Source organism: Pseudanabaena mucicola FACHB-723 (assembly GCF_014696385.1).
Taxonomy (GTDB): domain Bacteria; phylum Cyanobacteriota; class Cyanobacteriia; order Pseudanabaenales; family Pseudanabaenaceae; genus Pseudanabaena.
The window spans coordinates 1-20,833 of the sequence record NZ_JACJQB010000051.1; the positions used below are offsets into that span (position 1 = coordinate 1).

Sequence of the window (20,833 nt, forward strand, 5' to 3'; positions counted from 1 at the left end):
AGAGGTTCAATAATCTCCCACTCTTTATCGCTTAGGCTACTGCTATATCCCATGTTTGATCCCTTTCATTACTCTTCCTAAGATACCAAATGGGTTCTATAGGCTCTGGCGACGGCGGCGATTAGTGCCTTCTTCACCATGGTGTTGTAGATCGGCTCGGTTGTGCCAAAGTATTCGCTTGAAATGTTGTCCAGTATTGATGTTTCTTTGTGGTCTCCATGGCATTTATCCAAATAGGTTGTTAGTGGGTTGTATTCATTTGCCACTGCCATCTGTGCTACACAGTCGATTACGAAATCTTTTGATGAGCAAATGCCGTACTTGAGTAGGTCTAAGTACAGGTAGTCAGGGGTAAGTCTTTGTCCGTCTAGCTCAACTTCTTTTGACATGGTATTTAGCCGCAAGCGGTGTTGCCACATTTTCTGAAGCCTCGTATATACAGCGCTTTTGGCTGATAGCTCTTTTTGAGGTGTATAGGTATCAATCTGAGATAGGCGGATCGTGCCGTCTCCCTCAACTTCAAAGCTGTGCCATTCTTTCAGGCGTTTGGATTTGGTTTCTAGTGTGCCGTCGCAGTATGGGGAATAGTTTTCAAAGCCCCATTGATACCACTCGTAAAACAGATCGTCACCGCAGGATTTTAGGCAGTTGCCAACATCGCGCAAAAGGTCGTAGTCATGGGCGAGCCTTGGGGGTAATTTTTTTAAAATTTCTAGCGCTCGTTGTTCTCTGTCTGAGCTGTCTAGAATTTTCTCCGTGTCTGTGTCTATATACATGGTGTTTTTTGATAAAAAAAATTGCGATCTCAATTTCCCCATAGGCAAATTTGCGATCGCAGTGGTTAGTTAAAAGTCATCTACGGAAAAGAAAAATCCTTTCCAGCAAATATTGATTCTTGGGTATCCGCCTTCAAGCTCGAAACTGTCCCAATGAAAGCAAAAAGGGAAATTTGTCCTAGAAGATAAAACCAAGCTATAGCAGTCCATACAGACGTGTATTCTCATGCCGCAATTTCTCCCAATTCATAGCGCCTAATCAACAAAATGAACTGGTAAAGCGCCGCCCCTCTAATGCAGCCATCATGGGGAATGGTGTCGATAATGCCTGCATCAAGGGCGATCGCACTTCTTGATGCTTCTCTGATGTCATGCCACCGCTTAAAGTCTTTGGGTTCGCACTCTTGGCTCATCCTTTGCCCTGCTTCTTTGTACTTGGCATAGTGGAAATCGAAATGGCTACTCATTACTTAACTTCCTCGGCTTCTATACGTGTGCAAATCCAGCGAACAAGAGCAAGGCGCTGCACCTTGGGTAAAGCCTCAATGGCTTCATCAGCATCAGCCGAAATGCAGTAGGTAGAAAATGAGGTGTGAAACCGAACCGACGCAACTAAATCATTTAGCAGCTCTAATAAAGGCTTATCTCTAAGCCCCATTAGTTCAGCCTCAATATCTGCCTCAAATTTCAATCCGTAGTATCCGAGTGGTTGTGTCATGGGGGTAGTTTGAATGGTTGTGTATTTTATGGTGCGTTCTTACCATAAAAGCAATATAGCTTATTAATGGTGTGAAGTCACCATTAGCTTAGATCTTCTTATATTGATAACCTCTAACACTTCATGGGAAGGCATTCCAAGGCTTTTAGAGATTTTGTCTAGAGTGATTTCGTGAACTCTACGACCTTTGAGGATCTTGGCTAGATTGGATTTATCTAAGCCTGTAACCCTTGCTAATTCAGGCAAAGACGCTTCAATTAAATTTTCTTTGTTCATGGTGCGAAGTTACTATTTACTAAAATACTAACCTCTATTGTGTGTTCTTACGTTGTGACTTCTTACCATAAAGGTGATAATTGACCATAGGCAACTCTAGACGAGAGGTCAAAATGAAATTTAGAGACTCTTTAAACACGGTTTTTGAAGCGTTTTCCGTGAGCGCCATAGATGTAGCAGAGCGTGCAAATGTCGGCGCTGACCAAATAAGTAAGTTTAGACGAGGACACAAAGATCTAAACTCGTCAACCCTAGAACGTATAGTTGAAGCGTTGCCATCTAGAGCTAAAACTTACTTTTACTTTTTAATGGCATCTGACGATGAAACCAAACCAGCCGCGTAGACGCAAGGTAAAAGGTAATCAACGAGTACGTTTTGAAAAAAAGCAGATAGGTTTTTTGATTCTTGTAAGTACATTGCTTTTAGCTGCTGTGACAAATGCCAAATATGTAGGGCAAAAGCATTTAGGTCATGTGCCTCAAGCCTACGGGGTAGTTATCCCAAGCTCAGAAGACCTATCAAAGAGGGCTATCCAAGAAATCAACACCATCAGAAAAAAATACGGAAAGCCGCAAATTAACTACAGCTCCAAAGCCTATGCTCTAGCAATGGCAAGGGCAAAGGATATGAATGAGTATGGCTATTACGATCATATGAATCCTAAGACTAAGACCTGTGCTGACACGATGAAATTTAGCTATGGATTCAAAAACGATGATTATTTGGCAGAAAACATAAACACTTATGTTGCCACTGGGGGAGATTACGGATCTATAGACGTGCAGACAATGAGTGACTCAATTGACGCATGGATGGAGAGCAGGGGACATAGATTCAATCTGCTCTACGACATGCACCTAGCAGGCGCGGTGGCTTGCGACAAGAATAAATGTGTATTTCTAGGGTTAAATCATGAGCAATTTGGCAAAGGCTGTTACACGGCAAAAGAAGGGAGGGCGCATTGGGAAGCAGCCCCTCCACAGCAAGGGGAAGTAACTCCACAGCAAAGCAAATATAAACTCAACAGGTAAAAACAATGTCGCAAGAAGACTTTCAACAGCAAGTTTTAAACAGAATCCAAGAACTAAAGACCGATGTAGACCAGAAATTTGCAAAGCTAGAATTTGACATCAAGGAGGCAAACATCAGAATAGACGCTTACCAAAAGTCATCGGTACAAGTGGTAAACCTAGCCTTTGGACTAATCAGCGCCGCCGCCGCCGTTGTCATCCTGTCCCCAGCCGTCAAAGCGCTTAGTGAGTTTTTCTTATCCCGTTAACTAACCGTAACCAATTACGGTGACACCAAAAACAAGAGAGGCGATCGCGGTAAATTGCGATCGCCTCTTTTAGTTGGTGCGGTTATCGGTATCAGTATACCGATGCCGCCTTAACTCCTTGATTTCTTGCTTCAGCTCAAGCCCTTCCTTTTCAATAAAATCGAGCTTGCTTTTCAGAACATCATGCTTGCCCAACAGCTCAATATGCCCCAGCCTCTGCTGATTTTCGATCCTATTTATCGCAGTGGTTGTCTTTACCAAAGCAGAGACAAGAGCAATCGCGACACCAATTTCCAAGACTAAGGGGGGCATAATTCATCACTTGTTTGTATAAAAGCCAGTTACCGCGTGAGACACAGCAGCTAAAAGCCCAAATACTTGAGGCTGTACACCACTGCCAGCAAGGGTCGCAAAAACAACCGTAGCCAAACTGGTATAAGTAGTCAGCTTGTCATGGGGAACAGTCGATTTATTCATTGTCCATCCGCGAAATTTATTGCAAAACCATTAAAGATGGCTGCCAGTTGACAGCCATCTTTAATGGTTAACCTGTGAATTTAACGTCAATCACTTTAGAGCCGTTAGTAGTCTTACCTTTCAAAGCATTAAGAGCGCCTGCCTTATTAGCAGCAGCAAACTTAGCTAGGCTTTTGCCATTTTGAAGCCTTACCCTGATTCGTACAAAGAAACCCTTGACCTGATTATCAGGGAGCAGCAAGACATCGGTGGGGACAGTGCCATTAGTAGCAACCTTGGTTAATCCAAGAGTTGTGAGAATCGCGCTTGGGTATGCGGTATCGCTAGCACGGAACCCATATTTTTTACCATCAATCCCAACGCCATGAAACAAAGGAAATGCAGCCATTTTTTTTCACCCTCCAAGGTTTTTGTTAAGGGTTAAACAATGTAGTCGGTTGCGACGATCTTGATAGTGCCGTCGGTAGCGACAGATTGCTCGATCGGCAAACTAACACTAATCGACACAAGATTGCCTTCAGCGTTAGTCGAAATTTGGATATTGTCGGAAGGTTCAGTCATTGCTTGCTCAGCTAGTTGTACTTTCGTAGCCAATTCAAGCAAAGCAGCAGGCAATGTTGCAGATTTAAGATCGCCGCCAGTTCCGGGAGCAAATACAGACATAGTTAACCTATAAAATCAATGGGTTTAGCCTAACCCACAACCCTTGCACCGTAAAGGTTTCGGCTAGTCGTGCGTTAATCTCCGACTGGTTTGTCGGCAATCAGCCATCTCCCCCTGAATTTTAGGGCGTATATCTTACCGCGATCGCAATACTTGCGGACGGTAGCCTCAGAGTATTTGTATTTTTTTGCATAAGCACTGACAGAGATCCTTTTAACTTCTCCTGCAACCTTCCAATAATCTCTCCTAAAAAATGCGAGATATGCCATAGTTCCATTTAAGGTAAATTAAACTTCGACTTCCAAGTAAAATCACTAGCGTTCTCAATTCCATTTCTAAAGTAAGTAGCAATCCTCAAAAACACTTCTTTCTGTTCTATTGGCTTGCCTCTACGCTCCGAAAGCTTGATACTACTACCTCTTAGCAAATCACTCCTAATAGTTCCTCTTATTATAGATAGAACTCTTTCAGCTTCCACTTTGGAAATGCAATTGATGATAACTTTGGAATTATCTGCTAATTTCAACTCTCCTTCAAAGTTCCCTTTCTTGTATTTATTGAGAGGATAGCTTGATATTTTCGCCACGGCGATTGGATGAGGAATCGTGATCGCATACTTGGGAGCGCCGTACTTACCATTGGCAAATTTTTCGCAAAACTGCAACACCATCTGAGGGCGTTTACCTTCGGGGCGAATTTGCCACCATTCAGGCACAGCCGCCACACAATCACAATCACAATCAATACATTGCAAAGCCTCAGTATTTGCGATCGCCTCAAATAATTTCCTGTTTTGTTCCTCCGTACCTTTCAGTACAGACACTAATTCTGTTCTAAATCTAGCAGCCCCGTTTTGGCAGTTTAGAAAACGTTTAACAGCAACAGTCGAAAACTCAGGAGGACAGCACTTGTCTCGCTGTTGATTAGTTTGAATAACAGTGATGTTTTGGATCGTCTGATTGTAGTTGTTTACAGTCTGTTGCAGGGTCGTGTTCTGCAAATAAGTAATAGATGTGGTGTTAAAAACGTTAGGAGTAGGACTGGTAACTGGGACAGTGACAGGAGCAACTTTTTTATCAGGGTTTTTCGCAGGGTCTTGCGGCGGATCGGCAATAGGAGTTTTATTTGGGTCTCTAGTCGGATCAACAATAGGAGTCTTGTTTGGGTCTCTAGTCGGATCGACAATAGGAGTCTTTGTTGGATCTCGCAAAGGCTCCTTAGTCGGGTCCTTGACAGGCGCAGGCGGAAATTTTGGAGCCGTAGGCTTTACAGGAGCTTTGCGCGGCGCTTCTTCAGGAGATTTTGTAGGAGTCTCAATTGGTGTAGGTGGAGGGACTACAACAGGCTCTTGTGGTTGAGGTGTTGGAGTAGGGTTTGTCTTAGGCTTTGGGCGCGTAAATGGTACAACCGTAGGTGGCACATCTTTTTTAGGCTTTGGGCGTGTAAATGGCACAACCGTAGGTGGCACATCTTTTTTAGGTTGAGGCGGCGGCGCTACTGGCTGCTTACCCAAGCCCAAAGTATCCGCCACACCCTGAAACCCCAAATCCACAAATGGCTGAAAAGTATCAGGTGGAGTAAAACCCTGATTATTATTTTCGCCAGACACAGGGCCGGATATATCCCCCCCTGTATCCGGCTGCCCATCAGCCCTCTTAATTTGTTTGATAGCCGCAGACACGGGAATATTTTCGCTTGTACTAGCATTGAAGATTGCGTTTGAATTGATTCCGTTGATCCTATATCTCCACTGAGAAGCGGATATCCGAACCAAAGTTACGCCCGTGATAGCACCTGTATAGCCTATTACTTGACCTGCTGATATTAATTGGTCAAGGGTGATATCAGGAGACCAAACGTTTATCCCTGCTGAGACAGCCTTGTTTCCAGACGTGTAGGTAACCTCAACATACACATAGTAAGATACACCGACACTTTGCCCCCCCCTAAATGGAGGAGCCCCATTTTTAAGATTTGAATTCCCCCCATTAATTTGATTTATCAAATTATCGCGCCATTGATATGCACCGCCTTGACCGATCAGATCAAGCGCAAGCAATCCAGCCCCAAGGATAGACAAACCCTTGAAGAAACCACCCAAAGCACCAAAATTTAGAGGGGGAGTACGCGGAGGCAAAGGTATAGATGTTGGTGGACGTGGCGGCAAGAATAGACTTGTACCGCTTGGCACCGCCGTAAAAGGATTTGGGCGCACATTAGGGAGCGCCCTCAAAAATGGTTGACCGACAGGGACTGGTAGCGCTCCCATTAGGAATCAAAAGCCGCAGCTTGTGCCGACGTGCTGAGAGGGTTTGCTTGTGTCCAAATTTTCGTCGCTGAATTTTGCCAATTAGCGTTAAGAGAGGGATATACCAAAATACCTACACGATCATCACCTGCTGCATCTCGAAAAATGCCAACATCGGCAAGTCTGGTCGGCTCTTCATTGGCTTGACGAACGAAGGTTAATGTAGTTGTGTTAAATCGAATAGCCAACGCAGCCCATGTAATAAGTTGCTCATGTGTGGTGATTGAGGCGGGAATCTTGGCACGATCTAAAAGCATAATCAAAAACTCAATTACTGATGAACACATATAAGCATATCTTATGTATGGATATATAAATAAAAATCCTGAAATCCTTGCTATATAAGGATTTCAGGGGAGCGCTGGTTATTTACGCAAGCTTATTAATTTAGTAAGCTTAATTCCAAACCCATAAACTCAGGCTTTTCGTTATGGGACGAGTCTACTAGCTTTTAGTGATTAACAGATTTGCTTACAGCGATTACCGATGATCGTGCAGAAGGAGCAATTTATTAGTCATCATCATCGTCATCCATGTCATCATCCTTATCATCGTCGTCTATGTCATCGTCATCCCTATCTCTGTCATCTGCATCTTTAGGGCTGTCCAAATTATCTTGATTATCTTGACTTTCTTGGCTATTCTCAACCTTAGGTTGTCTCGCTGGAGGAGTTTGATCAAGGCTCGCCTGTCCGGGAACAAGGTTATCAATAATCTTTTGGGTGGGTAAGGGAGAGGCAAAGCTTCTCAACAACGAACTTGTTTTAGAGATTTCTTCCCACTCATTTAGATCCATCCGTCTGACAACAGGCAAATTTGTGGAGTTAGGCGTAACAATTATTTCTTCACCAGTTAACAAAATAATTTCTTTCGGCTGATTGGCTAGCTTGACTACCACCGTCCCTTCCCAAGAGAAAAACCTAATACCTTTGTTGAGGTCTTTAGGGATTTCGACATAGACTGTTGTCCCTCGAATTGTAGCTGAGGCATAGGCTGTAGATATTTCAGTTGGAACTTTTAAACCTGGTTTTACCCAAGTGAGCATCTCGCCCTCGGTAAGATTAAGTCGATTGTTTGGTTTAATCTGTACAACTGAGTTGCCACCAATCCGCAATCCTACCCCATTATCAAATTCGATTTGAGCTTTTCCTTTTCCTTGTGTCCGCACTATATCAGCTACATATAGCCCCATCCCAAGACTCGCATCAGTTTCTTTGTTATCTTTCTTTGATATTACTGACACTGGCTTTTCTTCAACTAATGATACTTTCGCGATCGCCTTCTCTTGAATTGCTTTAGGCTGAGGCGTAGCAATAGCTACAGAAGCTGAAGGCGCTGAAGGAGATGGAGTTGGTTGAGATTCGCAACTAAATAGCGCGATCGCCACAACAGAAATCAACAAAGAGGTTTTCATTAAAATATCTTGATTTAAGGCTATACTGCATTTCCATAGATATTGGCAGAGTCACGATAAGTTTACAAGTGAACTTTATATCTAATGTCAAACCTCCCACTAATTTAATGACCAGTACCCACTTTTTAACTTGATACGTCCCGTGGTATAAAAGTGTTGATGGCAATGGAGCTTGCCGAAACCGCTTTAATTTAATACTTAATTTAAAAGCTGATGGCTCCTACTTATTCCGACTTGTGGCGGAAGGGTAGGGCTATGGAAGCGTAAAAAGTCTTTTCTTATCTTGTCGCCACAAGTCACGTTCATATTTTCAGAGTAACGTGATGCTAGAAAGTATTATTTGGATTTTGCTAATGGGTTTCTTTGTTGGGCAAATAGCCCGACGATTAAAGATTCCAGCATTGGTTGGGATGGTGCTAGTTGGTATTTTGCTGGGTTCTCAAGTTGGGAATGTACTTAGTCCAGACATATTGGCAGGGGCGAATACAGTGCGAACGATCGCCGTGATGGTGATTTTGATGAAGGCAGGGCTAGGGCTTGATCGTGAAAAATTAGCGCAACAGGGAACTGTGGCATTGCGATTAGGGCTGTTTCCTGCTGCTTGTGAAGCAATTGCGATCGCAATTGCTTCGATTTGGTTATTAAAGTTTGACTTTACAACAGGCTTATTACTCGGTTGCATCATTGGTGCAGAATCTCCTGCGGTGATTGTGCCAGCAATGTTACGCCTCAAAAGCTTGGGCTGGGGAGTCAAAAAAGGTATTCCCGATGCAATTTTGACGGGCAGTGCCTTGTCAGATGTATTGCTGCTTTTAGTATTTAGTCTATTAATCGCATTTCTATCCGCCACATCCACCGCAGGAATCACCATCTTCGGAATTACCCTCAGCCCGTTGCAGTTACTCCCATTCCAAGTTGCGATCCAGATTGTTGCGGGGATTTGCTTGGGATGGCTGACTGCCAAAATATTAGTTTCCCTATTGGCTCGACAAAACTGGACTCAAAATGCGGTGCAGGATGCCTTGGTGGCTGCCAGTATTGCCCTATTGTTGGTTGTGGCTGCCGAAAAGTTACCGATTTTCTCTGGTTACTTGGCGGTCATGGCAATGGGATTTTTCTTGATTGAAATGAATGCACCCCTCGCCAGACGTTTACGCGGTGGATTTGATAGCCTATGGTCGATCGCCGAAATATTTTTGTTTGTGTTACTTGGTGCAAGTATTCAGCTCAATGTTTTAGGCAATAGTCTCATGGTGGGACTGGTGATTTTGGCAATCGGCACATTTATCGGCAGATCACTGGGTTGGTATCTATCGACATTAGGTAGTAATTGGAATTTGCAGGAAAGAATATTTTTATTATCAGGGAACTCTGCGAAGGCAACAGTACAGGCGGCGATTGGCGCAATCCCCCTTGCTCAAGGGCTTGCAGGTGGGGAAACAATTTTAGCGATCGCAGCTTTATCGATTTTGGTAACTGCACCACTGGGGGCATGGGCAATTCCGACCTTTGCGCCAAAGTTGCTAGAGCGAGGTGAGGTTGACCCAACTAAAGTTGCGATCGCAAAACGAATTGTTCTGTTAGCGGCGATCGATACCTCTGGATTAGCAACAAAAGTCTTAGTCAAAACGGCAGAACTAGCGCGGCGCAATGATGCGGAAGTAATTGCGCTATATGTAATCCGTGATCATCGTCCTGACGATATCGCCAAACTTGAAGACTTAGTACAAACACATTTAGCAGATATTCGGCATCGATTTTTGACAGTATCGGGTTCTGTACCTGAAGCAATCGTCAATCAGGCACAAAACTACGGTGTATCAGAAATAATCATCGGTAAGCGCGGACATCAAACCTTTGATGAAGTGCTGGTGGGTTCAGTATCGCAAGCCGTCCTAGAAATGAGTCAATTGCCCGTCGTCATTGTGGAGGATGACTTAACACCTGTACCTTCGCAAAACGAACAATTTTCTTCGCGTTGAATTTCGCCAGAACAATCACGGATTTGGATATATCCCTTGCCATCGCAATGATGACAGGGAGTATTTTGTGATGGGGTGGGTAAATTGCGATCGCAGTTTTCTATATTTTTTTGCATTTGTGACACTTACAAATTATCTATTCCAAATCGACAAGACTTAATCTTGATGTTTGTTCCTTCTTGCCGAGAGAAACCTCTAACTTTTGTAAAAGCTCGGACGTGACATCAGCAAAAGCCTTTGCGCCGCCAGAGTTGGGATGAGATATAGATACAGGGATAAACGTATCAACGGCTTTCGCAATGTTGACATCATTGGGAATCTTGGTTTTAAAAATCTTGGCAGCACTAAAATCGGCACTAACGCGATCCATCACCTTCTGATAGTACCGATTTAACGTAAAACCCGTAGACATACTAAAGACAATTCCTAAAAGTTGAATATTTACAGAATTATCTTCGCGATAGACATCCCGTAATTTTTCAATACGTCTTTCTAAGAGCTGAATACCAACTACAGACAGAGGCTCAGGACGAGCGGGCATCAAGTAAAAATCACTGGCGATAATGCTGCTGCGAGTAATCAGGTTATAACCAGGAGCGCAGTCAAGAATAATAAAGTCATAGGTTTTCATCGCAGGTTCAAGAATACCCTTGATGAGAGTTTGCTCAAACTTACTCCAAGTCTGCTGAAAGGTTTGCTTTTGGTCATAGAGGAGCGATCGGTTATAGAGCATTTCTGACACGAGAAACTCATCGTATAGGTCAATATCACCCACTAATAGGTCTAAGCCTTGAACTTTGCATACATGGGGAATGGCAAGATCTTTGATTTGGTAGACTCTTTCTTCGGGGTCAGTGACCTGAACACCATAACGAGTAATTGCTTGACTAACCAGATTGCGTAATGTGCGGTTTTCTTTGCGGCACTTGGCAAACTCAGCAGGCGAAATCATGCTGAGAGTCGCGCTAATTTGTGTATCTAAGTCGATTACTAAAACCTTTTTGCGGTGAATTTTCGCCAAACAGGTGGCAATATTGACAGTTAAGGTAGTTTTACCAACTCCACCTTTCATATTTACTGTTGCTATTACTTTTCCCATTATTTCAATACTCACAAAATACGGTTTTAAGTTACTTAGAATCGCGATTGGCAGCGCTTTGCAGCACTAATCGTCTCTTGAGTTTTAATCAGATCATTTTTAAGTGAGTCAACAATACACTATTGGACTGCGAAATCATCGGTAAAAAATGACTAAATCATGTAAATCCCTCAAACCTATGGTGTAAGCTGTGCTTGTGCCATAGGTTTGAGGGATATGCTAGCTGCTTATCGCAGGCAGTAAGAATGCGATCGCAATTCCACCCATAACTAACAGTTCAAAAACAAGTAGCACATTGCTAGAAGGCTTTAGTTGAATGTTGTTAAACCAAGCATTAGGTATATCTTCGGCGCGGATTTTCCAATTATAGATTGATAACAATAATGGCAAGCCGCCCACTTTGGCGCTCATTAACAGATGCATAGCGACGCTAATGAGCATTACTAGCCAAGCAATTAAATGTCCAATGTACCAAGCCCTATCTAACTCACCTGATGGCAGCCATTCCTCCTTCATCATTCGTCCTGTAATTGCTGCAAAGGTCGCCGAAACTAGAATTAAGGTATTAGTAAGACGTTGGAGTGATACCCACCAGATTGGTTTACCAACAGATTGCAGTTGATTGAGGGAATCCTTCTGTACCAATCGGCGATAGCCCACATGAAAGCAGTAAATCGCAAATATCGGTAAAACAATCAGAAAAGTTAGGGCAATTGTGCCATGGATGCCCTGCGTATTCGGAATCACGGGTAAATTGAGTGTGCCAAATCGCTTGTCAAAACGGTCATAAACCATAAAACCTGTAATCAATGAGGCAAAGACTAATATGGCGATCGCAATATGTAGCAATCGTAAAAGCACAGGCTGGTATGGAATAGTTCGCGACATAAGCGTTTTATGATGGTGATTACGGGTGAATTACAAGTAAAATAAGAATGAATAAAAAACTAATAAGTAAGATCTTAGCCATTAGTTTTACGCATCTTGTATTTAATATTATGATGCGTTTTACTGAAGGTAATGCTGGTAGCGCTTCATCTATTGCTCAATCTCTAAAATGGTTGAGTTTTGGCATTGGTGAGCAATATGGAATAATCACGCTGATCTGTATTGCGTTTGTTACAGACTCGTTTTTAAAGAGAATTCTCTAGGGAAAAAGTAAATGACAAAGATTTTGATGTATGTTGCGATGTTTGTGGGCGCGATTGTCATCGCTTCTTGGATATCTCGTGAAGCTAGTTACTTTTTTAATAGTTTGATTTATTGGGTGCGCTATAACTGGTTGCCATTCTTAGGATTAGTCGTTTTAGTGGCGATCGCATACAAAGTATTTAGCAAATAAATCATGCAAAATGACATTGCAGAGAGTATTCTCACCGTTTGCGATCGCAATACCTTGGCAGGTCAGCGTGACTTTGCAATTTTGCATTTACTAATTAATAATTCGCTGAAGCGCCAACAAGTCGCCGCAATCAATATCATTGATTTTAATTATGAATTGCGATCGCTAAAGGTTGCTCAACGCTACAAGCGGCAAGGTCAGTCCAACCCAAAAGAAATTATTAGTCTCAGTTTAGACACAGCCACCGCATTACAAGACTGGCTCAATCTCACGCATCTTCCTAGCGAGCATGAAAATACTCAAACACCGCTATTCATATCCCTAGACCGCGCTAATTATGGGCATAGGCTCACGGGAACTGCTATCTATGGGATTGTTAAGCGAGCAGCGAATCATGCAGGGATTACCAATGCGATCGCACCTGAACAGCTACGATTTAGCCAAGATAAATATGGTTTGAATCTTGCCTTAAAAAAAGATATTGAGACACATAGTAAGACCAGTATTGAGACAGTCAAGACTCAATCAAGACTGGTTATTGCGTCCAATTCTGTATCTAATTTAGAATGCGAGAATCAAGACAAGACTCATTTAGATACTATTGAGACTCAAATAAGCGCAATTCCCTATGCCTTAACTGAACTTAACCCCAGCATTCTTAATTCTCTGCTAGCAGACAAACGGAGTCTCAACACTAGACGTGCCTACGAAAAGGATTTACGTTACTTTTTCCTTGCTGCCTATGGACAAAAGCCCACCGAAGCAGTGATTGCCCAATTTTTGCAACTCAACCGCTTTGATGCGATCGCAATTGTCCTGCGATACAAATCAGACTTGATTACTCTGGGCTTAAAAGAATCCACAATTAACCGTCGTCTATCTGCTCTCAAATCCTTGGTAAATTTTGCCACCAAGTTAGGGAAATGCACTTGGAATCTAGATGACATTCCCACGGAAACAGTCCAAACCTACCGCGACACCACTGGTATTAAGCCCGATGGTATTCGTCAGATGTTGTTAAAAATAGATAGAAATACCATTAAGGGAAAACGTGATTTTGCCATTTTGCGACTACTTTGGGACAATGCCTTGCGCCGTAACGAAGTAGTCAGCGCGAATATTGGTGATTTTGACCCAGAATTGCGATCGCTACAAATTCTAGGTAAAGGACGTGGCTCTCAAAAGAGTCTCATTAGTCTTAGCCTAGGAACTGCTAGCGCAATTCAAGACTGGCTATCTCAAATTAAGACAAAAAGTAACGATCGACCATTATTCCACTCCCTCGATCCCGTCAACCATGGTCACAGACTGACTGGCACAGCAATTTACCAAATTGTCGATCAACTGGCGCGAGACTCTGGAATTGCAAAAAAAATGTCTCCCCACCGTATTCGCCACTCGGCGATCACGGCAGCCCTTGATGCCACCAATGGCAATGTTCGTAAAGTTCAAAAGCTCTCGCGTCATAAAAAGCTCGATACATTAATGCTCTATGACGATAACCGCACTAATATGCAAGGTGAGGTATCAAGTTTATTAGGCGATCTGATTTAGGAATAATGTTCTAAAAATGGCTTCTAATACAACTGATTTAGAAAAACGTTTATGGAATGCCGCAATGGAATGCCGCAGATGAACTGAGGGCAAACTCTAAGCTCAATTCCTCAGAATATTCTGTACCTGTTTTTTTACACTGTACTCCATCCTTCTTCGACTGGTTCTGCATCATGCAAGTGAAAGATTTTGGTTTTACCATCTTCATCTACAGCCGACTTGACATCTATAGTTGGCGTTTGGACTGTCTTCACACCTTTGTCGTGATCTTGGGGATCTCTCCAAGTAGAGACCTTAGCAATACCGCCACCTGTTCTTAGGGTTACAATTCCACCAGCAGTTATATCCCTTTTGTTGGCTTTAACTTGCTGTGCCAAACCTGCTTGTGAAACCAACGTATTGATCCAATGCCCTCGTTGTCTAAAACGCTCCTCAGCTTGCTTATCAGTGGGCTTGCCTTCATGTAAATGCTTTTGATCAAAAGAAACTGCGGTAAATATCTTTGGGGCGGCAATAAACTTACGCTGTAAAGTTTTTCTGCTTATCCCACCATGCTGAGTAAGATGAGTGATTTCATGAGCAATTGAATCTTCCTCTTCCTCTTCTTCCATTTGATCTTCCATCATATCTCGCTGCAAACGAGAAATTGGCTTCATTTGCAGTTCATCTTCCTCTAGAGTTTCTTGACGTTGCACAGATTGAGATGGTGTTGGAGAATTGATTTGCTGAACTACCTTTGCTGCCGTGGCATCGGCTTCTTTTTCATATTTGTCATTTGGTTCGCCAATACTTAGCTTTGCTTGAATAGCCAAATTACTCTTGGTTTGAGCTAACTTAAGGCGGTTCTGCGACTTCCTCTGTATCGGCATATTTTGTGATCCCAGACTTGGAGTTGCTATTAATTTTTCCAGTACATTTTCTGACGAAGGGGCTTGCGAGTGTTGGTGAATTTCTTCATCTAGATCTGTCTGAGATGGTGCGAAAGGTCTAGTTTGCAAATTTAGAGTGGTGGACTTAGTAGAATTTAGGATTTGGGAAGACTGCTTTCCGAGAGAATGCTTCATAGTTTTATCCTCTAAATTTGCTTACTAGTAGTATTACATATTTGAATTGACGCGGCTGAATATGCTTTCACAGTGAAATTTTAGGGCTATTTAAAGGCTAAGTAATTACCTGAAATTTTACCAAAGATGCTCTATAGCAAAAAAAGAGTTAGCTAGTATGAACCCAAAAATAAGAAGCGAGTTGAGAGTTGCGCCGCAACTCATATTCTGGTTGCAAAACTTACTTTGTTATCTATGTTTCCTTCAAAGGCGATTATCTTGGCTATATCTGAAGCAACAGACGATTACTATAAAATAAGTGATGGTCAAACCTTGGCTATCATTTATTTTTTAGGATTCAATATTTAAACATGGGTAGTACATTCGGGCATTTATTTCGCGTCACGACATTTGGGGAATCCCACGGCGGCGGTGTAGGCGCAATCATCGATGGCTGCCCACCACAACTTGAGTTGAGTGAAGCTGATATTCAAACTGACCTTGATCGGCGCAAACCTGGTCAAAGCAAAATTGTGACTCCTCGCCGTGAAGATGATCGCGCCCAGATCTTGTCGGGGGTATTTGAAGGTAAAACCCTTGGTACGCCGATTATGGTATTGGTGCAAAATAAAGATGCGCGTAGCCAAGACTATTCCGAAATGGCGGAAAAATTTCGTCCTTCCCATGCCGATGCTACCTATCAGGCTAAATATGGGATTCGTAATTGGCAAGGTGGCGGCCGATCATCGGCGCGAGAAACGATTGGGCGGGTTGCCGCAGGTGCGATCGCAAAAAAAATTCTAAAGCAAGCCGCGGGTGTAGAGATCATTGCCTATGTCAGACAGGTCAAGGATTTGATTGCGCCTGATATTGATCCGAATACAGTGACTATGGATCAGGTTGAGAGCAATATTTTGCGCTGTCCTGATGCTGCCATGGCAGAAACCATGATTGATTTCATCGACAAGATCCGTCGAGATGGCAATTCGGTTGGCGGTGTGGTGGAATGCGTGGCGAGAAATGTGCCTGTGGGTTTGGGCGATCCTGTGTTTGATAAATTAGAAGCCGATCTGGCTAAGGCAGTGATGTCTTTGCCCGCTAGTAAAGGTTTTGAAATTGGTTCAGGATTTGATGGCGTGCATCTCACTGGGCGAGAACATAACGATGAGTTTTACATGGATGGTGATCGTCTACGGACGCGCACTAATCGTTCTGGCGGAATTCAGGGTGGTATTTCCAATGGAGAAAATATTATTTTGCGGGTGGCGTTTAAGCCAACGGCAACTATTTTGCTAGAACAAAAAACTGTGTCGGTTGCGGGTGAAGAAACAACACTGACAGGTCGTGGTCGCCATGATCCCTGTGTGCTGCCTCGTGCTGTGCCGATGGTGGAAGCGATGGTCGCATTGGTGTTGTGCGATCGCTATCTCACTCAAAAAACAGTGGCGCTTTAAACCTATAGCCTGTTTCCCCGCCAAAGGTTGGGAAACAGGCAAAGACAACTAGTTAAAAACTAGTTTGTCTTCTTCAACGGTCACCATAATTTGATGTCCTTCCGCGAACGTTCCTTCGAGAATTTTATTTGCGATCGGATTTTCGATTTCTCTTTGGATAGCTCGCTTGAGTGGACGCGCACCGTAGGAAGGATCGTAACCAATATTGGCAATGTAGTCCTTGGCTTCTTCGCTAAGTTGTAGGGAGATTTTGCGATCGCTAAGTCGGCTTTCAATGCGTTTAATTTGCAATGTGGCAATCGAGCGGATTTCATTGCGGCGCAAGGCATGGAAGATTACCGTTTCATCGATACGGTTGAGGAATTCAGGACGAAAATGATTGCGAAGTACGTCAAGTACGCGATCGCGCATTTCATCATATCGGGAGTCACCATCGATCTCGGCGGGTAAATCCTTAGACACTTCCAAAATGCGATCGCTACCGATGTTACTGGTCATGATGATTACTGTATTTTTGCAATCAACTAGGCGACCCTGACTATCGGTAATTCGCCCATCATCCAGCACTTGTAAAAGAATATTGAATACATCAGGGTGTGCCTTTTCGACTTCATCAAATAGCACCACTGAGTAAGGATGACGACGCACTGCTTCCGAAAATTGTCCACCTTCCTCATAGCCGACATAGCCAGGAGGCGCACCAATCAAGCGCGAAACTGAGTGTTTCTCCATGTATTCGGACATATCGATCCGCACCATCGATGCATCGGAATCAAATAGAAACTCGGCAAGGGCGCGAGCAAGTTCAGTTTTACCGACACCCGTTGGGCCTAAAAATAGAAAGGATCCAAGGGGACGATTGGGATCATTCATGCCTGCACGGGCGCGGCGGATTGCTGATGCTACGGAACTTACGGCTTCCTCTTGTCCGATTACCCGATCATGGAGATGTTTTTCTAGGGTGAGGAGTTTCTGACGTTCTGATAGTAATAGCTTTTTGAGGGGAATCCCTGTCCAACGTGCCACAATCTCAGCAATGTCATCTTCGGTAACTTGTTCACGGAATAAAATTGAACCATCGGCTCTTGCTCGATTCAGTTCTAATTCAGCTTCATCGAGGTTTTTCTCTAGTTCCGTTAACTTGCCGTACTTCAGTTCTGCTGCTCGATTGAGATTAAACTCACGCTCAGCTTGCTCAATTTGTAACTTCGTTTGATCAATCTGCTCCTTTAGCGATCGCAAATTGTCAATCGTGTCTTTTTCCTGTTGCCAACGATCATCAAGATTAATTTGACGTTCGCGCAACTCATTCATCTCTTTGTCCAGCCGATCCAGCCGTTCCTGAACTGCCTTACCACTTTTGGTTTTATAGACAACTTTACCTTCGGCTTCGGTTCTTTCGATGGGTGTAGAGCCACCTTCTCTTTGCAAGGACAATCTTTCCATTTCCAACTGCATCAAGCGGCGATCAATTTCGTCGAGTTCTAAGGGTCGAGAATCAACTTCCATTTTTAACTTTGCCGCTGATTCGTCAACTAGATCAATTGCTTTGTCTGGCAAGAAACGATCGGTAATGTAGCGATTAGAAAGCGTTGCCGCCGCTACTAGTGCCGAATCGGAAATGCTGACACCGTGGTGGACTTCGTAACGTTCTTTTAGTCCCCGCAAAATTGAGATCGTATCTTCGACCGTTGGTTGATCAACGACTACCTGTTGAAAACGTCGTTCTAGAGCAGCATCCTTTTCAATATATTGACGGTATTCATCAAGGGTGGTCGCACCAATACAACGCAACTCTCCCCGCGCCAGCATTGGTTTGAGCAAATTGCCTGCGTCCATCGCTCCCTGCTGCGTAGCCCCTGCACCCACAACCGTATGCAACTCATCGATGAATAGAACGATCTTGCCGTCAGAATTGAGAACTTCCTTTAGAACCGCCTTCAGCCGATCCTCAAATTCCCCTCGATACTTGGCACCTGCAATCAGTGAACCCATATCAAGGCTAATGATCGTGCGATCCTTCAGAGATTCAGGGACATCACCACGAATAATGCGCTGCGCCAGTCCCTCTGCGATCGCAGTTTTACCCACCCCTGGTTCACCAATCAGCACAGGATTATTTTTTGTCCGTCGTGATAGCACCTGCATTACCCGCCGAATCTCATCATCACGCCCAATTACGGGGTCAAGCTTACCTTCTTTGGCCTGTGTCGTGAGGTCACGTCCATATTTTTCCAGAGCCGCATACTTCGCTTCAGGATTTTGGTCAGTGATGGTTTGACTGCCACGCAATGACTTGATCGTTTCTTCTAATTTTTTGCGATCGATACTTAGGTCTCGATACAAACGCTTCCCAAGCCGATCATCATCCACCAAACCGATCAGCATATGCTCGATCGACATAAAGTCATCCCCAAAGCTCTTCCGACTTTCCTCGGCGCGATCGAGCCATACTTCAAGGTTGCGCCCCAAATACAATTGCTCAGGACTTGCCACACGGGGTTGTCGCCGCAAAAATTCTTCAACCTGTCGCCGCGCCCTTGCCATCGGCACTGCCATTACTGCAAATATACTGGCAGTCAAGCCTTCTTCCTGCTCCAACATTGCCATCAGCAGATGTTCGACTTCGAGTTGCTGATGTTGCGATCGTCTGGCGACCTCTTGCGATTTGACGATTGCTTCCCAGGCTTTTTCAGTAAATTTCTTCGGGTCGGTTGGTTGCATTGGCTTTGGTTACAGGAGAATCGGGTGTAATTACTAAGGTTGGTTAAGATAAGTTTACATTATTGCCTACCATCAACCCTCTGACTCATCACTGGACTTCACAACTTCAAACTTAGTACGGGGCAACGCCGCCACGATCGCATCTAAAACCTTAGTTACAGGTACTATTTCCATCCCATAATTTTGCATCACCTGCATACTGGGAATAATGGCCCGTTTGAAACCCAGTTTTGCCGCCTCCTTTAATCGCAAATCCAACTGCGATACGGGTCGCACCTGTCCGCCTAATCCCACTTCACCGATCATCACTGTGCGCGGATCAACGGTGCGATCGCGAAAACTTGCCGCCACTGCGATCGCCACTCCCAAATCTACGGCTGGTTCCGCCACATTCAAACCACCTGCCGCCGCCACATAGGCATCAAGTTTGGATAAGGGAATGCCAATTCTTTTTTCGAGTACGGCAAGGATTTGCAGAAAGCGATTAGTCTCAATCCCTGTAGTGGTACGGCGCGGCGAAGAATAACTGGTAGGACTAACGAGAGCTTGCAACTCCACCACAATCGGGCGCGTTCCTTCACAGGCGACAATTGTGGCAGTTCCAGGTACAGATTCATCACGATTGCCGAGAAATAACTCGGACGGATTGGAAACCTCACGCAAGCCGCGATCAATCATTTCAAATACGCCGATTTCCTGTGTTGCCCCAAAGCGATTCTTGACCGATCGCAATAATCTATGGGTGGCAAAGCGATCGCCTTCAAAATAGAGAACCGTATCCACCATATGTTCTAAAACTTTAGGACCTGCGATCGAGCCTTCCTTAGTCACATGACCAACGATAAATAGTGAGATATTCTCCCGCTTCGCCACTCGCATTAGGGCAGCCGTACATTCTCGTACTTGGGAAACGGAACCAGGGGCAGCATTTAAGTTAGAGAAGTAGAGCGCTTGAATACTGTCAATTACAGCAACCTTGGGGCGGAGAGATTGCAATTCTCTTAAGACCGTTTCTAAATCCGTTTCCGCTAATAAATAGAGATCATCAGAATTCTCTTCTAAGATGCCCAATCGTTGCGATCGCAATTTCACCTGTTGCGCTGACTCCTCGGCACAGACATACAGTGTGGGATAGCGTGACATGAGCTTTTGCGCCATGCCTAGCAATAGCGTACTTTTTCCAATTCCTGGTTCACCGCCAATCAACACAAGGGAACCCGCCACAATGCCACCACCTAAAACGCGATCGAGTTCTTCATAACCAGAAGGCGATCGCGCTTGGTCATTGTCCGTAATTTGCGAGAGTGTTAAGGATTCTCTAGGTTTGGCTTTACCCGCAGATTTGGCTGTACCGAGATGAGAAAATGTTGCGATCGCATTTGTATTTGCGGAGATGACAGGAATTAGTTCCTCTTGCAAGGTTCCCCAACTGGAGCAAGCGGGACATTTCCCGTACATCTGCGGGAAGTCTTCACCGCAGCTATTACATACATATCGAGATTTTGCTTTTGCCATTATTTAAATATATTTCTATATCAGCCTGCTAAGTACAGGACAAAAATTTAATAGAGTTAGAGCGTGTTTGAGAAGTTTTTAGCAACGCCAAAGGTATAAAAAAGCTGCCAAAGGTATAGCCTGTCAATATAGAAAACAAAGACAGACCGATGGAAGCAACAAAAAAATCATACCCCACAGACTTAACCGATAACCAGTGGGAACTGAT

Annotated in this window: 24 protein-coding genes and 1 riboswitch; of the genes, 6 read left to right on the plus strand and 18 right to left on the minus strand. The window is 43.9% G+C overall.

Annotated elements, in window-relative coordinates:
* Positions 1 to 77: 77 nt before the first annotated feature.
* The 4 genes from H6F41_RS16570 to H6F41_RS16585 form a co-directional block, all read right to left on the minus strand.
* Positions 78 to 776, minus strand: a complete 699-nt coding sequence (locus H6F41_RS16570) for a hypothetical protein (RefSeq protein ID WP_190404578.1) — start codon at positions 774 to 776, stop codon at positions 78 to 80.
* 224 nt (positions 777 to 1,000) lie between these two features.
* A complete protein-coding gene (locus H6F41_RS16575; RefSeq protein WP_190404579.1) occupies positions 1,001 to 1,243 on the minus strand; it encodes a hypothetical protein in 243 nt (80 codons plus the stop codon).
* Entirely contained in the window at positions 1,243 to 1,494 is a 252-nt protein-coding gene (locus H6F41_RS16580) for a hypothetical protein (protein ID WP_190404580.1), read from the minus strand. Before H6F41_RS16580 ends, H6F41_RS16575 begins: the two co-directional genes overlap by 1 nt.
* A gap of 63 nt (positions 1,495 to 1,557) precedes the next feature.
* Positions 1,558 to 1,770, minus strand: a complete 213-nt coding sequence (locus tag H6F41_RS16585) for a helix-turn-helix domain-containing protein (protein WP_190404581.1) — start codon at positions 1,768 to 1,770, stop codon at positions 1,558 to 1,560.
* 321 nt (positions 1,771 to 2,091) lie between these two features.
* Here H6F41_RS16585 and H6F41_RS16590 point away from each other — a divergent pair, with 321 nt between their 5' ends.
* The gene (locus H6F41_RS16590) at positions 2,092 to 2,802 is read left to right on the plus strand and encodes a CAP domain-containing protein (protein WP_190404582.1); all 711 of its coding nucleotides are present in this window, start codon (positions 2,092 to 2,094) and stop codon (positions 2,800 to 2,802) included.
* A 5-nt stretch (positions 2,803 to 2,807) separates the two neighbouring features.
* Positions 2,808 to 3,050, plus strand: a complete 243-nt coding sequence (locus tag H6F41_RS16595; protein ID WP_190404583.1) for a hypothetical protein — start codon at positions 2,808 to 2,810, stop codon at positions 3,048 to 3,050.
* Between the two features lie 69 nt (positions 3,051 to 3,119).
* On the opposite strand, the gene H6F41_RS16600 is transcribed toward H6F41_RS16595, so the two are convergent.
* From H6F41_RS16600 to H6F41_RS16630, 7 genes are all read right to left on the minus strand, one after another.
* Positions 3,120 to 3,362 carry a hypothetical protein gene (locus H6F41_RS16600; protein WP_190404584.1) on the minus strand — a complete coding sequence of 81 codons (243 nt, stop codon included), beginning with the start codon at positions 3,360 to 3,362 and terminating at the stop codon, positions 3,120 to 3,122.
* A 6-nt stretch (positions 3,363 to 3,368) separates the two neighbouring features.
* Positions 3,369 to 3,527: a hypothetical protein gene (locus H6F41_RS16605; protein ID WP_190404585.1), complete on the minus strand. Its 159-nt coding sequence runs from the start codon at positions 3,525 to 3,527 to the stop codon at positions 3,369 to 3,371.
* 67 nt (positions 3,528 to 3,594) lie between these two features.
* Positions 3,595 to 3,915: a hypothetical protein gene (locus tag H6F41_RS16610; RefSeq protein WP_190404586.1), complete on the minus strand. Its 321-nt coding sequence runs from the start codon at positions 3,913 to 3,915 to the stop codon at positions 3,595 to 3,597.
* A gap of 32 nt (positions 3,916 to 3,947) precedes the next feature.
* A complete protein-coding gene (locus tag H6F41_RS16615; RefSeq protein ID WP_190404587.1) occupies positions 3,948 to 4,190 on the minus strand; it encodes a hypothetical protein in 243 nt (80 codons plus the stop codon).
* 277 nt (positions 4,191 to 4,467) lie between these two features.
* Positions 4,468 to 6,459: a hypothetical protein gene (locus H6F41_RS16620; RefSeq protein WP_190404588.1), complete on the minus strand. Its 1,992-nt coding sequence runs from the start codon at positions 6,457 to 6,459 to the stop codon at positions 4,468 to 4,470.
* The gene (locus tag H6F41_RS16625) at positions 6,459 to 6,785 is read right to left on the minus strand and encodes a hypothetical protein (RefSeq protein ID WP_190404589.1); all 327 of its coding nucleotides are present in this window, start codon (positions 6,783 to 6,785) and stop codon (positions 6,459 to 6,461) included. Before H6F41_RS16625 ends, H6F41_RS16620 begins: the two co-directional genes overlap by 1 nt.
* A 224-nt stretch (positions 6,786 to 7,009) precedes the next feature.
* Positions 7,010 to 7,912 carry a FecR family protein gene (locus H6F41_RS16630; RefSeq protein WP_190404590.1) on the minus strand — a complete coding sequence of 301 codons (903 nt, stop codon included), beginning with the start codon at positions 7,910 to 7,912 and terminating at the stop codon, positions 7,010 to 7,012.
* A gap of 152 nt (positions 7,913 to 8,064) precedes the next feature.
* Positions 8,065 to 8,142, plus strand: a riboswitch (Fluoride riboswitch).
* Between the two features lie 93 nt (positions 8,143 to 8,235).
* Here H6F41_RS16630 and H6F41_RS16635 point away from each other — a divergent pair.
* Positions 8,236 to 9,894, plus strand: a complete 1,659-nt coding sequence (locus tag H6F41_RS16635; RefSeq protein ID WP_190404591.1) for a cation:proton antiporter — start codon at positions 8,236 to 8,238, stop codon at positions 9,892 to 9,894.
* On the opposite strand, the gene H6F41_RS16640 is transcribed toward H6F41_RS16635, so the two are convergent.
* From H6F41_RS16640 to H6F41_RS16650, 3 genes are all read right to left on the minus strand, one after another.
* Positions 9,819 to 10,010 (minus strand): hypothetical protein, encoded by a 192-nt coding sequence (locus H6F41_RS16640; protein WP_190404592.1) that lies wholly within the window; start codon positions 10,008 to 10,010, stop codon positions 9,819 to 9,821. The two genes, H6F41_RS16635 and H6F41_RS16640, sit on opposite strands and share 76 nt — an antisense overlap.
* Before the next feature lie 20 nt (positions 10,011 to 10,030).
* Entirely contained in the window at positions 10,031 to 10,993 is a 963-nt protein-coding gene (locus H6F41_RS16645) for a ParA family protein (protein WP_190404593.1), read from the minus strand.
* Positions 10,994 to 11,212: 219 nt separating this feature from the next.
* On the minus strand, positions 11,213 to 11,881 hold the full coding sequence (locus H6F41_RS16650; protein ID WP_190404594.1) for a cytochrome b/b6 domain-containing protein: 669 nt from the start codon (positions 11,879 to 11,881) through the stop codon (positions 11,213 to 11,215).
* Between the two features lie 274 nt (positions 11,882 to 12,155).
* Here H6F41_RS16650 and H6F41_RS16655 point away from each other — a divergent pair, with 274 nt between their 5' ends.
* Both H6F41_RS16655 and H6F41_RS16660 read left to right on the plus strand, forming a co-directional pair.
* Positions 12,156 to 12,335: a hypothetical protein gene (locus H6F41_RS16655; RefSeq protein ID WP_190404595.1), complete on the plus strand. Its 180-nt coding sequence runs from the start codon at positions 12,156 to 12,158 to the stop codon at positions 12,333 to 12,335.
* 3 nt (positions 12,336 to 12,338) lie between these two features.
* Positions 12,339 to 13,889, plus strand: a complete 1,551-nt coding sequence (locus tag H6F41_RS16660) for a tyrosine-type recombinase/integrase (RefSeq protein WP_190404596.1) — start codon at positions 12,339 to 12,341, stop codon at positions 13,887 to 13,889.
* A gap of 134 nt (positions 13,890 to 14,023) precedes the next feature.
* Here H6F41_RS16660 and H6F41_RS16665 read toward each other — a convergent pair whose 3' ends face one another.
* Positions 14,024 to 14,953 (minus strand): hypothetical protein, encoded by a 930-nt coding sequence (locus H6F41_RS16665; protein ID WP_190404597.1) that lies wholly within the window; start codon positions 14,951 to 14,953, stop codon positions 14,024 to 14,026.
* A gap of 350 nt (positions 14,954 to 15,303) precedes the next feature.
* On the opposite strand from H6F41_RS16665, the gene aroC reads away from it, so the two are divergent.
* Positions 15,304 to 16,386 (plus strand): chorismate synthase, encoded by a 1,083-nt coding sequence (aroC, locus tag H6F41_RS16670; RefSeq protein WP_190404598.1) that lies wholly within the window; start codon positions 15,304 to 15,306, stop codon positions 16,384 to 16,386.
* Positions 16,387 to 16,434: 48 nt separating this feature from the next.
* On the opposite strand, the gene clpB is transcribed toward aroC, so the two are convergent.
* From clpB to H6F41_RS18835, 3 genes are all read right to left on the minus strand, one after another.
* A complete protein-coding gene (clpB, locus tag H6F41_RS16675; protein ID WP_190404599.1) occupies positions 16,435 to 19,110 on the minus strand; it encodes an ATP-dependent chaperone ClpB in 2,676 nt (891 codons plus the stop codon).
* A 72-nt stretch (positions 19,111 to 19,182) separates the two neighbouring features.
* Positions 19,183 to 20,625 (minus strand): DNA repair protein RadA, encoded by a 1,443-nt coding sequence (gene radA, locus H6F41_RS16680; RefSeq protein WP_190404600.1) that lies wholly within the window; start codon positions 20,623 to 20,625, stop codon positions 19,183 to 19,185.
* A 28-nt stretch (positions 20,626 to 20,653) separates the two neighbouring features.
* Positions 20,654 to 20,833, minus strand: a 180-nt coding sequence (locus H6F41_RS18835; protein ID WP_206754054.1) for a hypothetical protein, incomplete at its 5' end; no start/stop codon positions are given.

Excerpts from the sequence above, each read along its gene's own strand:
- H6F41_RS16625 (WP_190404589.1), bottom strand. The coding sequence starts at position 6,785 with ATGTGTTCATCAGTAATTGAGTTTTTGATTATGCTTTTAGATCGTGCC.
- H6F41_RS16605 (WP_190404585.1), bottom strand. The coding sequence starts at position 3,527 with ATGAATAAATCGACTGTTCCCCATGACAAGCTGACTACTTATACCAGT.
- H6F41_RS16610 (WP_190404586.1), bottom strand. The coding sequence starts at position 3,915 with ATGGCTGCATTTCCTTTGTTTCATGGCGTTGGGATTGATGGTAAAAAA.
- H6F41_RS16585 (WP_190404581.1), bottom strand. The coding sequence starts at position 1,770 with ATGAACAAAGAAAATTTAATTGAAGCGTCTTTGCCTGAATTAGCAAGG.
- H6F41_RS16650 (WP_190404594.1), bottom strand. The coding sequence starts at position 11,881 with ATGTCGCGAACTATTCCATACCAGCCTGTGCTTTTACGATTGCTACAT.
- H6F41_RS16635 (WP_190404591.1), top strand. The coding sequence starts at position 8,236 with ATGCTAGAAAGTATTATTTGGATTTTGCTAATGGGTTTCTTTGTTGGG.
- H6F41_RS16575 (WP_190404579.1), bottom strand. The coding sequence starts at position 1,243 with ATGAGTAGCCATTTCGATTTCCACTATGCCAAGTACAAAGAAGCAGGG.
- radA (WP_190404600.1), bottom strand. The coding sequence starts at position 20,625 with ATGGCAAAAGCAAAATCTCGATATGTATGTAATAGCTGCGGTGAAGAC.
- H6F41_RS16595 (WP_190404583.1), top strand. The coding sequence starts at position 2,808 with ATGTCGCAAGAAGACTTTCAACAGCAAGTTTTAAACAGAATCCAAGAA.
- H6F41_RS16580 (WP_190404580.1), bottom strand. The coding sequence starts at position 1,494 with ATGACACAACCACTCGGATACTACGGATTGAAATTTGAGGCAGATATT.
- aroC (WP_190404598.1), top strand. The coding sequence starts at position 15,304 with ATGGGTAGTACATTCGGGCATTTATTTCGCGTCACGACATTTGGGGAA.
- H6F41_RS16620 (WP_190404588.1), bottom strand. The coding sequence starts at position 6,459 with ATGGGAGCGCTACCAGTCCCTGTCGGTCAACCATTTTTGAGGGCGCTC.
- H6F41_RS16665 (WP_190404597.1), bottom strand. The coding sequence starts at position 14,953 with ATGAAGCATTCTCTCGGAAAGCAGTCTTCCCAAATCCTAAATTCTACT.
- H6F41_RS16600 (WP_190404584.1), bottom strand. The coding sequence starts at position 3,362 with ATGCCCCCCTTAGTCTTGGAAATTGGTGTCGCGATTGCTCTTGTCTCT.
- H6F41_RS16570 (WP_190404578.1), bottom strand. The coding sequence starts at position 776 with ATGTATATAGACACAGACACGGAGAAAATTCTAGACAGCTCAGACAGA.
- H6F41_RS16660 (WP_190404596.1), top strand. The coding sequence starts at position 12,339 with ATGCAAAATGACATTGCAGAGAGTATTCTCACCGTTTGCGATCGCAAT.
- H6F41_RS16645 (WP_190404593.1), bottom strand. The coding sequence starts at position 10,993 with ATGGGAAAAGTAATAGCAACAGTAAATATGAAAGGTGGAGTTGGTAAA.
- H6F41_RS16640 (WP_190404592.1), bottom strand. The coding sequence starts at position 10,010 with ATGCAAAAAAATATAGAAAACTGCGATCGCAATTTACCCACCCCATCA.
- clpB (WP_190404599.1), bottom strand. The coding sequence starts at position 19,110 with ATGCAACCAACCGACCCGAAGAAATTTACTGAAAAAGCCTGGGAAGCA.
- H6F41_RS16615 (WP_190404587.1), bottom strand. The coding sequence starts at position 4,190 with ATGTCTGTATTTGCTCCCGGAACTGGCGGCGATCTTAAATCTGCAACA.
- H6F41_RS16590 (WP_190404582.1), top strand. The coding sequence starts at position 2,092 with ATGAAACCAAACCAGCCGCGTAGACGCAAGGTAAAAGGTAATCAACGA.
- H6F41_RS16655 (WP_190404595.1), top strand. The coding sequence starts at position 12,156 with ATGACAAAGATTTTGATGTATGTTGCGATGTTTGTGGGCGCGATTGTC.
- H6F41_RS16630 (WP_190404590.1), bottom strand. The coding sequence starts at position 7,912 with ATGAAAACCTCTTTGTTGATTTCTGTTGTGGCGATCGCGCTATTTAGT.